The 16,412-nt window shown below is 38.0% G+C and carries 11 protein-coding genes; all 11 read left to right on the top strand.

What is annotated here, in order from left to right; translation table 11 throughout:
- The 11 genes from J5J03_RS00840 (at window position 1) to J5J03_RS00890 (ending at window position 16,096) form a co-directional block, all read left to right on the top strand.
- Entirely contained in the window at window positions 1-624 is a 624-nt protein-coding gene (locus J5J03_RS00840) for a YesL family protein (protein WP_208585653.1), read from the top strand.
- Window positions 621-2,303 carry a glycoside hydrolase family 2 protein gene (locus J5J03_RS00845; RefSeq protein ID WP_208585654.1) on the top strand — a complete coding sequence of 561 codons (1,683 nt, stop codon included), beginning with the start codon at window positions 621-623 and terminating at the stop codon, window positions 2,301-2,303. The genes J5J03_RS00840 and J5J03_RS00845 overlap by 4 nt, the downstream gene beginning before the upstream one ends.
- 21 nt (window positions 2,304-2,324) lie before the next feature.
- Complete coding sequence (locus tag J5J03_RS22220) at window positions 2,325-3,461, top strand: Gfo/Idh/MocA family protein (protein ID WP_208585655.1); 1,137 nt, start codon at window positions 2,325-2,327, stop codon at window positions 3,459-3,461.
- A 452-nt stretch (window positions 3,462-3,913) separates the two neighbouring features.
- Entirely contained in the window at window positions 3,914-5,125 is a 1,212-nt protein-coding gene (locus tag J5J03_RS00855; RefSeq protein ID WP_208585656.1) for an ABC transporter substrate-binding protein, read from the top strand.
- 684 nt (window positions 5,126-5,809) lie between these two features.
- Window positions 5,810-6,748, top strand: a complete 939-nt coding sequence (locus tag J5J03_RS00860) for a carbohydrate ABC transporter permease (RefSeq protein ID WP_208585657.1) — start codon at window positions 5,810-5,812, stop codon at window positions 6,746-6,748.
- Window positions 6,748-7,590, top strand: coding sequence for a carbohydrate ABC transporter permease (locus J5J03_RS00865; protein ID WP_208585658.1), 843 nt, complete (start codon window positions 6,748-6,750; stop codon window positions 7,588-7,590). Before J5J03_RS00860 ends, J5J03_RS00865 begins: the two co-directional genes overlap by 1 nt.
- Window positions 7,591-7,615: 25 nt before the next feature.
- On the top strand, window positions 7,616-9,385 hold the full coding sequence (locus J5J03_RS00870) for a sensor histidine kinase (RefSeq protein ID WP_208585659.1): 1,770 nt from the start codon (window positions 7,616-7,618) through the stop codon (window positions 9,383-9,385).
- A gap of 24 nt (window positions 9,386-9,409) precedes the next feature.
- The gene (locus J5J03_RS22225) at window positions 9,410-11,026 is read left to right on the top strand and encodes a response regulator (protein ID WP_208585660.1); all 1,617 of its coding nucleotides are present in this window, start codon (window positions 9,410-9,412) and stop codon (window positions 11,024-11,026) included.
- Window positions 11,027-11,092: 66 nt separating this feature from the next.
- The gene (locus J5J03_RS00880) at window positions 11,093-11,986 is read left to right on the top strand and encodes a glycoside hydrolase family 43 protein (RefSeq protein ID WP_208585661.1); all 894 of its coding nucleotides are present in this window, start codon (window positions 11,093-11,095) and stop codon (window positions 11,984-11,986) included.
- A complete protein-coding gene (locus tag J5J03_RS00885) occupies window positions 11,979-13,964 on the top strand; it encodes a glycoside hydrolase family 65 (RefSeq protein WP_208585662.1) in 1,986 nt (661 codons plus the stop codon). Before J5J03_RS00880 ends, J5J03_RS00885 begins: the two co-directional genes overlap by 8 nt.
- Before the next feature lie 581 nt (window positions 13,965-14,545).
- The gene (locus tag J5J03_RS00890; protein ID WP_208585663.1) at window positions 14,546-16,096 is read left to right on the top strand and encodes a Na+/H+ antiporter NhaC family protein; all 1,551 of its coding nucleotides are present in this window, start codon (window positions 14,546-14,548) and stop codon (window positions 16,094-16,096) included.
- Window positions 16,097-16,412: the final 316 nt, after the last annotated feature.

Here is a 16,412-nt window from a genome sequence, read left to right on the forward strand (position 1 = left end):
ATGGAGCGCGTGTACTATCTTGCAGATTTTGTATTAAAAGTTGTTTATTTAAATATACTTGCTTTTTTCTTTAGTTTGCTAGGCTTAATTGTTTTTGGATTGTTCCCTGCCGTGACTGCTAGTTTTTATATTGTTCGGAAATGGTTAACAGGTGATAGTGATATAAGGATAACAAGCAACTTCTATCGCATTTTTAAAAAGGAATTGCTCAAAAGTAATGGGATAGGGTGGTTGTTAACAATGATAGGTTTATTGTTGTATATTAATTTAACGATTGCTGAAGTGATCAATCATTCTTTTATACAAATAAGCTATTATCCAATTTTAACGGTTTTTATCTTGTTCCTTTGTCTATGTTTATTTGTCATTCCTGTCTATATCCATTTTCGAACTTCTTTTCTCTCTGTTTTAAAACATACTTTCTTGTTGATATTTGTTCATCCGTTGAATACATTGTTATTGTTGATAACGATTTCAATCTTTTGTATGATGATGAAGACGATGCCGGGATTTATTCCTTTATGTGGTCTCAGTGGTCTTGTGTTGATTGTTATGTATTTTAGTTTAAAAACGTTTGAAAGAGTTACATCTATACAAGGGGAGCGAAAGGAAGTCGCACTATGATACGTTTGTTTCAAAATCATAAACTAACAAAATATCAAGAATTAGATGGATTGTGGGATTTTCAGCCGATTGATGAGAAGTGTACGGTAAAGGATGTGGAGAAGTACCAATATCAACTGCCTGTACCTAGTTGCTGGGAGTCACATCCCTCGTTTGCCAATTATCGTGGAAAAGCAGCCTATCGAAAAAAATTTTTCATAAAAAATGACACACATTTACATTTGGTTTGTAAAGGAATTAGTCATACGGCGGAAATTTATTTTGATGAAAGCTATGTTACCTCTCATTATAATGCTTATACCCCTTTTTCCCATATCATTAAACATGTAAAACAGGGAGAGCATGAGCTGGTGATCCTCGTTGACAACCGTTTCACAGATCAATCTTCTCTGCATCTTCCTAATGACTATTATACGTATGGGGGTATCATAAGGCCGGTTGCGGTCGAATTGATTGATAGTATCATGGTAAATCAAGTGAAAAGCGTCCCAGTCAAAGTAGGGGAAAGTTGGAATTTAGAATTAGAAGTTGATATGGAATTATTAGACGATAGTTCGGACAGTTATTATGTAAAAGGAATCATTGCTAACCAAACATTTACGATTGATCTTAAGCAAACAGACAAAAACGGGAGGATTAGCCATTCAATAACAGGATTGGATGTGTCTGCATGGTCACCAGATAGTCCTCATTTGTATCAGTTAGAACTCCAAATAGTGAGAAAAGCGGATGGAGTGGCTGTTGACGATTATATCGAACGGATCGGATTTCGTGAGATCACTACAGCAAATGGAAAGATCCAAGTGAACGGGGAGGATGTCTTGTTAAAAGGATTTAACCGTCATGAGGATCATGCGATTGTCGGTGCTTCTTTTCCACTTAGTTTGATGGTAAAGGATCTGGAATTGATGAAGGATATGGGGGCTAATGCCGTTCGTACGAGCCATTACCCAAACGATGAGCTTTTTCTTGATTTATGTGATGAACTGGGATTTCTTGTTTGGGAGGAAAACCATGCTCGTGGACTAAGTTTAGAACGAATGCAGCACCCGCTTTTTCGTAAGCAATGTGAACAAGTAAACCGGGAAATGGTAGAGAATCATTATAATCATCCTTCTATTATTATTTGGGGTATATTAAATGAATGTGCCAGTAATACCGAACAAGGGCGTGCGATGTATCAAGAGCAGCTCGAACAAATTCGGGAGCTTGATCAGAGTCGTCCGCTGACTTTTGCTTCCCATCATCGAGCAGCGGAACTATGTTTTGACTTGGTAGATATCGTATCGTTCAATCTCTATCCACAATGGTATACAGATGAAGATCCGGGTGAATTGGCAGATCAGGCGAGAAAATGGGCAAATGAATCAGGTGGAAAAGGAAAACCAATGATTATGAGTGAGTTCGGTGCTGATGGACTATATGGATACCGGTCACCGACTGCAGTCAAAGGAACAGAAGAAAGGCAGGCAATGATAATTGAGACTAATTTAGATGCTTATATGAATAAAGATTATCTATCTGGCATGTTTATCTGGCAATTTGCAGATTGTCGAGTGACAGAGGAAGAGTGGTTTCTGACAAGAGCCGGTACGCAAAACAACAAAGGTATCGTTAATGGCTATCGTCAACCCAAACAAGCCTACCATATCGTTAAAAACAAATGGGCTAAGAAATGATCGGAAAGGAGGCATCAAGCAGTGTCAATCAAAGTAGGAATTGTCGGACTCGGTCTCCAAGGTACAAAATACGCATCACTTATTCATGATGGGAAAGTAAAAGGAATGGCATTAACAGCCGTCAGTTCACGAAGCGAGGAGAAAAGGGACTACGTACAGGAGCACTTTAAAGAGGTGTTATTTTATCAGGATTATCACGATTTAGTAAAAAATGAAGCAATTGATGCTGTTATCATTTGTGTTCCTCATTTTCAGCATGTCGCAATTGCTACGGAAGCACTTGCCCATAACAAACATGTATTGGTAGAAAAACCGCTCAGTGTACATACCAAAGAGCTTGAAGAACTAAATCAATTAGCCGAAGAAAAAGCGGATTTGTGTTTTGGTATCATTTTTAATCAACGGACAAAGCCAGCTTATCAAAAGTTGAAAGATTTATTGACGGATCATTTTATTGGCAACATTAGAAACTGGCAATGGACAGCTGCCAAAACATGGCGTCCGCGAGCCTATTATGAACAGAATGAGTGGCGTGCCACATGGAATGGAGAAGGTGGTGGTGTCCTAATCAATCAAGCGTCTCATCATATTGATTTAATCACCTGGTTATTTGGGATTCCTGAAAAGGTATATGCACATCTCAAATATGGATCACAACGAGAGATTCCTGTGGATGATGATGTAACAGCAGTCTTTACTTATACTAATGGCATGTCAGGTGTTTTTACATCACGTACTCATGACTTTTTCGGGACAGATCGGTTTGAGATCCTGGGAGACAAAGGCAAGATTATGATAGAAAACGGAGATTCCATGAACATGAAAGTATTTGATCAAGAGGAACAACTCTGGAGTAAGAAGTTAAGTTTAGCGGAGTTCAAGGCAATGGAGCAAAATCCCCCGTATTATCAAGAAAAGATTTTGAACTTTAGTGATGTTAAGCAAAATCCATATGTCAGCATCATGGAAAATTTTAGTGAAAGTATAACGGAAAACACTCCATTATATGCAACAAAAAAAGATGGCGAGCGTAATGTAGAACTGATTAATGCTATCTATTTATCGGATTGGCTAGAGCAAGAAGTATCTATACCTTTTGACCAATCGCTTTATCTTGAAAAATTACATGCCCTAATGGAAAAAGAAAGAGAAGGCTAGGTCGGATATGGTCTTCTCTTTCTTTTGGTGTTCCATCTGGTGATAAGTTCAGGCATAATCCCACTGCTTGAAGTCTTACTTTATTTTGATTTATTTTTATTTTGTGGCAACGTAGTATTCGTTGCTAAAAAATTACGTTCTGTATTTGCTCTAACATTTTTAAGGTTATATCTCTTCTTTGGCACAGTATTCAACTCCTTCTTATAGCATATTTATCACGAGTATAAACCCTTGATAAGTTTCCCTTTTAATATGCGCACCTGCTAATTGTTTATGAATGTTTGCAGAAAAAATGTTCGTTCCCTTTTATTTAATCAAGCAACCAAAAGCCAAACGTATCCATTATTCAATACATCTAAGATTTCTTATGTAGATCCTTACTTTTCTTTATTCAATTGAAAGGGCTTACAATATAAAATGAACTTAATTAAATATGAAAGGGGTTATTAGTGATGAAGAAGTGGTATTTATTTTTAGTTTTAGCATTTATTACTGCTTTGATGGTTGCCTGTAGTTCGAAACAAGTGATTGAAATGTACGAGGAGGAAAATCCTCATGTAACAATTGAGGCAGAGTACTCCGGTTTTGATGGGTATTTTGACAAATTAAATACACAACTGGCAGCAGGAAATGCGCCCGACGTTATTCAATTTGGTGGTAATTTAAACGATTTTGTAGCTCGAGACGTAATTTTACCATTAGACGATTACGTAGAAAATGAATTAGATATAAGCTTACATGATCAAAGTATGTTAGATTCGGCAACATTTAATGATCAATTGTATGGTGTGACACTTGGTACAACAGCATGGGGCTTACTATTAAACAAAACAGCGTTTGAAGAAGCGGGTATCTCTATGCCAAGTAAAGACTGGACTTGGGAAGATTTTAGAGAGATAACACCACAATTAACAGAGAATCTGGATGGAACATATGGTGCAGGGGATTTTGGAGAAGATGGTTTCGGTGTATTTTTAGCTCAAACAGATAAGTATACCTATTTAGATGGTGAAGTTGGTTTTGAAGCAGATGATGTTAAAGAATGGTTTAACTTATGGAAAGAGCTTCGTGAAAGTGACGGTGCTGCTATTCCGGAGGTACAAGTGTCAGCATCCCAAACTCCAGAACAATCCTTGATCGTGCAACGTGACGTAGCGATTGAATCTGTTGCAAGTAACCAGCTAGGTGCTTATACAGGTGCGACAGAGGATGAGTTTGAATTATATCCTTATCCTGCTAATTCAGAAACGGGCAAAAATGGTGTTTCCCTACGACCTAGTCAGTATTTTGCAGCATATAAGGATACAAACCATCCAGAAGAAGCGGCAAAATTTATGGATTTTTTCGTTAATAACATTGAGGCTACTGAAGTATTAGGTAATGATCGTGGCGCACCGGTTAATTCAGATGTACGTGAAAACTTGATTGATCAGGCAACAGAACTAGATGAAGCTGTTTATGCTTATATCGACTTAGTAAGTGAAACATCTGATGCACCCTTTGTTCCTAACTTACCTGGATACAATGAAAATACCCAATTATTCACGGAAACAGAGCAAATTATTTATTACGACCAAAAACCGGTAGATGAAGCTGCAGAAGACTATTACGAAGAATTACTTGCCAATATTGAAAAATACGAAAATGAAGAAGTTGAAGAATAAAGAGAAACACTGTCCACGATAAAGAGCTGGATAACAAAGTGACTCCTAGTGGGTCACTTTGTTCCATCCATGTTTTGAAGTCTTAGCCTGAAAAGAAAGCATAAAATCTAGGTATTTGTCTAGCTCCGACTAAATGTTAAGTGGATCTACGATTGTTTTAATAGCCATTTTGAAATATATCAATCGCATAACCATCGCTTCGGCTGCCCACTTCCCTTTCCGTGGGGTTTGTCCTTCAGCTAACTTTTTCGAGCAAAACCCGCTCGAAAAAGTGGATCTTCAGGCCAAACAATTCCCACAGGAGTGAAAGTGGGCGGCCTACGCTAAGATCTGCTCTACAACGCTAGCATGAAGTAATACGGTTGCTTTTATAATGACAAATAACAATTTTTCACTTTGTCCATTGTAAAAAGTCAACCTATTACTTATGACAAGAGTTGTTGCAGCTCCTCATAGCGAAGTAATTAGTCGAAGCGTTGGCAAATACACATAAAACATTTCAAAATAACTACTTCGCTTAACACGGTCACTGCACTGATTTACACTTTCTTGTCTGATACGATAAGCGCAGATAATGACTGAGTGAATTTTGCTCAGTTTTTCTCACCAATTTCAGGAATTCAGCGGAGATTGATTTGCTGAGATAAAGACTTCAACACGCAGAAAGATTTAGGAGGGGTGACAATGAAAAGTACAGAAGCATTAGAAACACCGATGATAAAGAAAAAATCGAAGGAAAAACGCAAGCAATATATTGCTGCATATGTGTTTCTTTTACCTTGGTTAATAGGTTTTCTTGGGCTGATATTAGGACCAATGATCAGCTCATTATATTTATCCTTTACACGTTTTGACTTATTAAATACACCTGAATGGATTGGTCTTGCCAACTTTCAGGCAATGTTTCAGGATGAAAGGTGGATTGCATCTGCAAAAGTTACCTTAACCTTCGTATTTATTGCAGTACCAACACAGTTAATCGCCGCTTTATTAGTAGCGGTATTATTGAATAAAAAAATGGCAGGTATCGGCTTTTACCGAACGACGTATTATTTGCCTTCATTACTTGGCGGAAGTGTAGCGATTGCGATTCTTTGGAAAAATTTATTTGAAATTGATGGGTTAGTCAATCAGGTTTTATCCTATTTCAACATTCAAGGACAAGGATGGATTTCACACCCTGATTATGCATTAGGCACAATCATAATATTAGCAACATGGCAGTTTGGTGCTTCCATGGTTATCTTCCTGGCAGGCTTAAAACAGATTCCGAAAGAACTCTATGAAGCAGCAGCAGTTGATGGAGGAACGAAGCGTCAGGTGTTTTTCCGTGTTACATTGCCATTATTATCACCAGTTATTTTCTTTAACTTAGTAATTGAATTAATTAAATCGATTCAAGTGTTTACTTCAGCCTTTATTATTAGCGAGGGAACAGGTGGACCAATTAACTCAACGTTATTCTACACTCTTTATTTATACCAAAAAGGTTTTACGCAATTCGAAATGGGATATGCCTCTGCAATGGCATGGGTGTTAGTGTTTGTTTTAGGTGTGATGACACTGATTATCTTCTTCTCATCAAAATATTGGGTGCATTATGAAGACGGGGGGAAATTGTAATGAATCAAAGTACGAAAACAAGCAAAGTTTTAACACATGTTTTCATTATCGTATTCGGTTTATTAATGCTATATCCGGTAGTATGGATGGTCGCGAGTTCGTTTAAGCCGGAAACACTTATTTTCTCGTCTCCGAGTATTTTTTCAAAAGAGTGGACATTGGATAATTATATGAATGGTTGGAATGTAGTAAGAAATGTTACATTTGGCCAGTTTTTTCAAAATTCGTTCTTAATAAGTATGATTGCGGTGTTAGCTAACCTCATCACTTGTTCCATGGCAGCATATGCATTTGCAAGGTTGAAGTTCCCATTGAAAAAGCTCTGGTTCGCATGTATGCTAATGACTATTATGTTACCAGCTCATGCAACGCTTATTCCACAATATACAATCTTTCATAATTTAGGATGGGTTAATACGATTTTGCCATTAACTGTCCCGAAATTATTAGCGACAGATGCTTTTTTTATCTTTCTCATGGTACAATTTTTTAGAGGGATTCCTCGGGAGTTGGATGAAAGCGCGATCATGGATGGTTGTGGTATTTATCAGATTTATACGCGGATCATTATGCCTTTAGCGGTACCGGTATTAATTACTACAGCGATCTTTACATTTATCTGGACATGGGATGATTTCTTTAGCCAAATTTTATATTTAAATACCGTTGATACGTTTACAGTTCCGTTAGGCTTACGGTTATTCCTAGATTCACAAGGGGAGTCCTCCTGGGGATCTGTCTTTGCAATGTCGGTGCTTTCTTTAATTCCGATAACTACCGTATTTTTCATTTTTCAACGATATATTGTAGAAGGCATAGCAACTACCGGTATTAAAGGTTAGTATTGGTTAGAAAAGAGGGGTATGGATGATTCGAAAATTAAAAACGATTATGGTTGTCTGTTTCGTTTTCGTCAACGCCCTCTTTCTTGCAGGTGTCAGCTATTCTTCTTATCAATATTTTTTTAATTTTACCTCTGATGAGATTAGTGAAGCAAAACTGACACTATTAAATGAAAGCGCTAATAAATTATCGGGTGTGATTCAAAACATTCGCGAGGCTGGAACGTTTATTGCAATTGATCGTACTGTTGTTGAGTTGTTCGAAAATACGGAAATCACGCCGTATGAGGCATTAGTGGAACGTAATGAACTGAAAAATTTGGCTAATAATGTAGCTTCTTTAAAACAAGAGGTTTATTCAGTTGAAATATATACGGATCGTTATCAGAAGTATGCTTATCTTTATGATTATAATGTACAGCCACAGTCCAACCTGACCGAGCAGAATTGGTTTGAACCTTTTATCAAGAATGTTGATAATGGCTGGGTGCCAAAACATACTGACGAGATGGATAGAGAAATGATTAGTTACGTTCACCGGATTTTAAACCAACGCAGTGAAACGGTCGGATATATAAAAGTCAATGTACTTGCGGAACACTTTTTGGAATATTTAGTAGATATGGATTTATATGATGAAATTAAGGAGCCGTTTATTTTATTAAATACTGGTGGAAGAATTATTGCGGAAACACACTCGCACGAAGAGTATCCGATACTAGATGATATTACCGTTCCAGTTGAAAGTGAAATTTATGAACAGTTAATTCCAGAATATGATGAATTAACGGACCATCATCAACTAATTAAAAAAGAAAACGAATATTACTTATTATTAATTTCTCGCCCGAATTATGAACAGTGGCGTCTCGTACAGGTTATTCCAGTTGATGATTTGTATGCAGAAACACAAGAACTTGGAGTGCATGTGCTAGTGATAGGGTTGGTTGCAATTCTTTTATCGATACCGATTGTGTACGGTATTGGAAAATGGATTACCAAACCGATCAGTCATATGGTTAAGGCCATGCGTAAAGTAGAAAAAGGACAATTTGATGTTCAGGTAAAAAGCCATTTCGTTGAAGAGTACGATATTTTAGGTAAGAATTTTAATCAAATGACGAACGAATTATCAGATTTATTGGAAAAGCTGGAAGAAGAAAATACTTATCGTCGTGAAGCAGAAATGCGTGCATTGCAAAGTCAAATTATGCCTCACTTTCTCTATAACACATTAGATATGATTAAATGGAAATCACTTGATCATGATGCAGAAGAGGTTGGAGAGATGGTTAATAAACTAAGTAAAATGTTACGAATCGGCCTTAGTGGTGGTTTGAAGTTTATTCGTTTGCGTGATGAGTTAGACCACGCCAAATGCTATATTGATATCCAAAAACAACGACAGCCACAAGCAATCGATTATAAAGTACGTGTGCCAGCCTATATGAAGGATTACTATGTTCCAAAAATTATTCTTCAGCCTTTTATCGAAAATAGTATGAGGCATGGCTATCACAATGCTGAATCTAAAAAGATGAAGATTACGGTTCTAGGAGAAATGTGTTCTAAAAACGATTGTATCAAGCTAATAATCAAGGATAATGGAACAGGATTACCTCACCATTGGAACTTTTCTGATGCGAAGGGGATTGGTATTCAGAATGTGAGAGAGAGGATTGCCATGTATTGTGGAGAGCAATTTGATGTTAACATTTATAATCATGAGCTGGGTGGAGTGGCCGTTGAAATTCGCGTTCCTATCTTCGATAAACAACCTGCTACACAATCTTAGGCAAATGAATCGGGGGAATAGATAGTGAAGTCCATTATAATTGTAGATGATGAATTATCGGTAAGAGAAGGCTTAACCAAGCATGTCAATTGGGAGAAATTACAGATACGAGTATTAAGTAGTGCCAATGATGGAGAACAAGCGTTAAGTATGATCGAAGAAGAAACACCAGATCTCATGATTACAGATATTTATATGCCTGGGATGGATGGTCTTTCCTTGATTAGAAGGGTAAGTGAAAACTATCCTTCTATCCGGATTATTATTCATAGTGGTTATAATCACTTTGATAATGCAAGAAAGGCGATTCAATATGGTGTCAAACATTTCTTTTTGAAACCTTCACCAGTGGCGGAAATTGAAACCGTGATTCAGGAAGTATTGCAGGAAATTGAGTCAGAAGATAAGCAGCAGGCCATCCTTGAAACGTATCGAGAACAACGCCCTGCCTACTTAGCCTACCGAAAAGATACATTTATTCGTAATCTCCTGTTTAATCGGTATCAATCAAAGGATTTGACTGTTGAAAGCAAGGAGCTTTTAGAAGTAGATGCAGATGGCTCCCAAGTTGTGACATCGATTATGATTAATCGTCCACCTTATTTAACGAAAGCACATGAGCGCGATTGGCAATTAATGAAGTTTAGTGTAGGCAATATTTTATCAGAAACCATACAGCAGTTCTCTGAGCAATATGGCTTCGTTACACATCTCCTTGATTATTCTGATTCTACCTATGTAATGGTAGTTTTTTTGTCCGGAAATGAAATTTATTTAGAGCAATTAAATGATAAGCTCGTCCATAAGATATTGGAGAATGTCCTCTACTACTTGAAAGTTTCCGTTATGATAGGGGTCAGCAATGTCAGAAAAAGCTTGCATCAGTTAACAGACGCATATTCGGAAAGTATGCAAGCTTTAGAAGTTGCGGAGTATGAAGAATGGAACAAAGTATTTCATTACCAGGAGACCAAGCAAAAAGGATCTGGTGATGCTTATGTATACCCCTTTGAAACAATTAAAGAAATTCATACAAAAATTAGCGATAAGGATTACGATGAATTAATAGTCATCTGGGATCAATTTGTAAACGGTTTATCAGAGGATGAATATTCTCCTTTTTATATGATCCAAACCATATCTATCAATATTTTAAGTGCATTAATGATGGAAGATCAGTCGATGGATCATGGTGAACACCAACCTGAAGAAAAGTCTTCCTTATTGATCGAAGTCTATAATCATCATACAACGAAGGATTTACTAGCATGGATGACAGTGCAATTAAAAACGTGGGTGGAGCATTCGAAGGAGGCACTAGCTGGAAAGAAGACGAGTAAATTAGTAGAGCGAGTGAAGGAGCATGTTCACCATTATTATGATGAAGAAATTGCCTTAGCTGAAATTGCTGATATGCTCTATGTGAATCGCAATTATTTATCTCAGTTATTTAAAAAAGTAACCGGTGAAACTTTTGTTAATTATTTGAACCAGTATCGAATCGCCAAGGCGAAAGAATTATTACGCGAAAAAAGATATATGGTCTATGAAGTGAGTGAAATGGTAGGCTATCAGAATTCCACTTATTTCAGTCAAGTATTTAAAGCCATTACAGGTGTAAGTCCATCTGAATATTTTTAGGGTGAGAAGTGCTTAAGGGCAAACGAAAGGCAAAAACAGAAAAAGTGTCATAAGGGAGAGGATTTAATGAAGGTAAATCAGGAAGTCCAGATTAGGGATCCGTTTGTTTTTGTAGATCGTAAGCAAGGAAAATATTATTTATTCGGCAGTACTGATAAAAATATTTGGGGAAAAGGTATTGGCTTTGACGTCTGGGTTGGTGATGATTTAAAACAATGGCAAGGGCCATATCCAGTATTTCGTCCAGATATTGAATTTTTCTCAGACGAGAATTTCTGGGCTCCGGAAGTACATGCGTACAATGGTTCGTATTATATGTTTGCTACTTTTTTGTTAAAGGATAGTGGTAAACGTGGTACAGCTATTCTAAAATCTGATTTATTAACTGGTCCATTCCATCCACATAGTGATGGGATTGTCACACCGGAGGACTGGTTTTCACTCGACGGAACATTACACATCGATAAAGAAGGTAAGCCATGGATGGTATTTTGCCATGAATGGGTACAAATTGGTGATGGAGAGATCTGTACTGTTCGTTTAAGTGATGATTTAAAGAAAGCTATCGGAAATCCGGTAACCCTATTTGCGGCATCAGAAGCACCTTGGCCAACATCGTTTCAACATAAAACAAGAAATACCCAAAAAAATTATGTGACTGACGGTCCCTACATATATAAAGCGGAGAATGGAGAATTAATAATGTTGTGGGCAAGTTTTGTTGATAATGTCTATGCCCAAGGGATTTCCCGTTCCACAACAGGGGATGTAACAGGTCCATGGGTACATGATGCAAAGCCACTATTTAAAAGTGATGGTGGTCATGGCATGTTATTCCATGATTTACAAGGACAATTACATCTGACACTGCATTCACCAAATAAAACACCAAACGAACGACCAATTTTCATCCGAATGATAGAGCATGATGGTGTTCTTAGGAGGGCCGACGATGAATAGAAAAAAGATCGTCGATAAACATTCTCCTGTCATGACCAAGATAGAACCAAGAGCACCGTTATCTATTGGCAATGGTGAATTCGGAATGTCTGTCGACTTTACGGGATTGCAAACATTTCCAGAACAATATGTGACACCATTAAGTACACAATCAAATTGGGGGTGGCATGCTACAGGTGGAAAAGGTAGCTACACATTAGATGATGTGAACGTGCAATATTACCAAGGGGTACCATACCCACTTTTTCCAGAAAATAAAGAAGAAGCATATCATTGGCTTAGACAAAATCCGCATCGTTTACAACTTGGACAGATTGGTTTTCTGTTCGAAGATACAACTGCTGAGGAGGTCAAACCTGTTAGGCAAAGGCATAATTTATGGTCTGGTGTGATTGAGAGTGATTTTATCTTAAATGGCGAGAAGGTTAAGGTGAGGACAGCTTGTGCATCGGAAGAGGACGTGATCGGAGTATCCGTAACCTCAAACTTGTTAAAAAAAGGCCAAATCGCCATACAATTAGCTTTTCCAAGTCCCAATATGATAGATCAAAAATGGGAAGATACGTCAGCATTGAACTGGGAAGAGGATGGACATCAAACAGAGGCATTTAAGCAGACTAATCAATCGATTAAGCTAAACCGCATAATGGATGATACGTCCTATAAAGTAAGCTGGAACTGGAATACTGGAGAAGTTCGGCAAACTGAAGCACATAAATGGGTATTAACATCAGATGCAGAAATACTGACATTTACACTGTCCTTTTCTGAAAATAAGGTGATAGAGAAGAAAGCAGAAGAAATATTTTCAGAATCAAGTGAGCATTGGGAGAAGTTCTGGTCTAACGGAGGTTTCCTGTCCTTTGAAGGAAGCAAGGATCCTCGTGCAGACGAATTGGAACGTCGAGTGATTTTATCACAATATCTTTTGGCTGTTCATAGTGGTGGTTCAGTTCCACCACAAGAAACAGGTTACATGTATAATAGTTGGTTTGGGAAGTTTCATTTAGAGATGCATTATTGGCATGCAGCACATTTTCCGTTATGGGGAAGAACGGCCATTTTGCATAAAAGTATGAACTGGTATCTCAATATTTTGCCAAAAGCTTATCAGCTAGCAGAATATCAAGGGTTTCAAGGTGCTCGTTGGCCGAAAATGGTTGGTTTAGAAGGAGAACAGACACCATCACCGATTGCACCGGGCTTAATCTGGCAGCAGCCCCACCCGATATGTTTAGCTGAATTATGCTATCAAGCAGATAAAGAGGAAAAGGTTTTGGAGTCATTAAGTGAAGTAGTTTTTGCTTCGGCTGATTTTATGGCATCATTCGCTACCTATGATGAAGAGCAAGATGTATATCAATTAGGCCCTGGACTCATACCGGCACAGGAGAATCACCGGATGGAAGATAGCATTAATCCACCGTATGAACTAGAATATTGGCATTTTGGATTAGGTATCGCGATCGAATGGTGTGAACGATTAGGCAAAAACATACCGAAAAAATGGAAAGATGTCAGAGAAAAAATAGCAAAACCACGTGTGAGTGACGGGCTCTATTTAGCTCATCGTGATTGTGAAAATACTTTTACGGAAAAAAATCATGATCATCCATCAATGGTAGCGGCTGTTGGTGTATTGCCGGGGGAATTAATGGATAAGAAGGTTATGCTTGATACATTGCATAAGGTTAAAGAAGAATGGCAATGGGAAACCGCTTGGGGATGGGATTTCCCGATGTGTGCCATGACAGCTACAAGACTAGGAGAACTAGATTTAGCTATCGACTTTTTATTAATGGATCAAGTAAAGAACACCTTCTCTGTCAACGGACATAACTATCAACATGATGCTCTAACCGTCTACCTTCCTGGCAATGGGGCATTGTTGATCGCAGTGGCAATGCTCGCTACGAAAACAGGTTTCCCAGAAGGATGGGCGATCGAACAAGAGGGGTTAAAAGACATATACAGGTAACCTCGATGAACAGACTAATGGACAAATTAACAGGAAATCAGCTGAAAATGTCTGTAAGATCGAATCTAATGGACATAAGTAAGGAGAAAATGTCAGGAATGTCCGTAAGAATAGATCTAGTGGACAAAACGAGACTAAAAGGTGAAGAAGTGTCCGTAAGAACTGAGCTTACGGACAAAGCTAGATCAAAAATAAAAAAGTGTCCATAAGAAAGCATCTAATAGACAAAACCAAGAAAAAGTTAGTAGAACTGTCCGAACTTGATTCATCCAAATATGTTCAGTATTTCCGTTTCTTTCATCCATAAAAAAATAAGTGACAGATGCTTTGAAAATTGGTACACTATTTTAGTATATATTTCGAAGTGGAACAGTAATGGACTTTGTTCTATTGCTGTTTTTTTCTGTGTTTTATCACGGTGCTAACCGTCTGTAAAACCCCATTCTAAGCCAATGAAGCAGAGTAGGGATCAACGGACGCTAACACCTTGATAAGTTTCGCTAATCGTCAGTGGGGCAAAAATCCCCCATTGATAGAAGTCTCACTTTATGGACAGGATAGTAATAGTGGAGGTTATGTTTATGGAAGGTACAATATATTCTTTAATTCCGGCGGTTTTGATGCTGATACTAGTATTGACGACAAGGCGAGTATTATTGTCTTTAGGAACGGGGATTGTTGTTGGTGCTTTACTTATTCACAATTTTAATATGGAAGCAAGTCTTCAGCAAATCTGGCTCGTATTTCGAGATATTTTCTACACAGAAGATGGCTGGAATCTAGGAAGTATTTATTTACTTGTCTTTTTGTTGTTACTAGGGATTATGACGGTTGTGATGACAGCTTCCGGTGGAAGTAAAGCTTTTGGAGAATGGGCTATTCAGAAAGTAAAAACAAGGAGTGGTGCTCAGCTTGTACCATCATTTCTTGGTGTTCTCATATTTATCGATGATTATTTTAACAGTTTAGCGGTGGGACAAGTCTCGAGACCATTAACAGATCGATATAAAATATCCCGAGCAAAATTAGCCTACTTTATTGATTCGACTTCTGCTCCCATTACGGTAATTACACCGATTTCAAGTTGGGGTGCTTATATTATTGGGACACTCGGTTCGATTTTTGTTACAGCTGAAGTGACGGAATTCCAGCCTTTAGAAGCATTTATCAAAATGATTCCATTAAATATGTATGCTTTTGCAGCCATGCTTTTAGTATTCTTAGTGGCTGTGTTCAGTATTGATATTGGTGCGATGCGAACTCATGAGAAAAGAGCACTGGAAACAGGTCATGTAGTAGACCCTGCAAAACAAACGATGTCTGCGGATGTGAAAGAGAACACGGTTGTAAATGAAAACGGAAAGATCATGCACTTATTAATTCCGATAATTGTATTGGTAGTTGCTACCGTTGCGATGATGCTTTATACGGGATATTTGGAAACAGAAGGAAATGCAACGATCTTAACGATGTTTGAAAACACGAATGTCAACCTATCTCTTTTTGTTGGAGGACTTAGTGCGGTTGCAGTCGGATTAGCAATGTATGTTTTCCTAAAGGGGACTAAATTATCTGTGACGAAAGTGATAAAAGATGGTTCGATGTCAATGATGCCGGCGATTTATATTTTAATTCTTGCCTGGATGATTGGAGCTATCATCGAAGTTATCAATACCGGTGGTTATTTGGCTGATTTAGTACAGCAGTATTCGTTTAATGTGAACTTTTTAGCTCTGTTATTATTTGTGATTGCTGGTTTTATGGCGTTGGCAACTGGAACATCATGGGGAACGTTTGGTATCATGCTCCCAATTGCTGCCCAAATTGCTATCGAGTATGATGTCGATTTAGTACTCCCGGCAATGGCTGCGGTGCTGGCAGGATCTGTTTTTGGGGATCACTGTTCTCCAATATCTGATACGTCAATCCTATCCTCTACCGGTGCAGGGGCCAATCACATGGATCATGTTATTACCCAGTTGCCATATGCTTTTATTAGTGCTTTAGCAGCAGGAATCGGATATTTAATCTTCGGTTTCACCGGTGAAGTAATGATTTCGTTAACAGTTACATTACTATTTATTGTGATGATTGCTGTTTTATTTATTGTTATAAAACGGAATGCCAAGTAGTATAGAAGAAGCTGGGACAAAAGAGTAATTAGATAGGAAAAATCCGAACATTAAAGTCTGAGTACACATACCGCTTCGACAAAATACTTCGCCTTCCGTGGGCACGGCCTTAGCTAACTGTATGAAAAAAACACTTCACACAGTGGATCTTCAGGCCAAACCCCACTTCCCTTTCCACGGGATTTTCGACTAAGCTAACTTTTCCAAGCAAAACCCGCTTAAAAAAGTGGATCTTAGTCGAAAATCATCCCGTAGGAGTGGAAGCGGACGGCCTTCGCTATGGAGCTATTCTACAACGTTAGTGACAGCTAACTTT

This window comes from Gracilibacillus suaedae (assembly GCF_017599345.1).
GTDB lineage: Bacteria > Bacillota > Bacilli > Bacillales > Amphibacillaceae > Gracilibacillus > Gracilibacillus suaedae.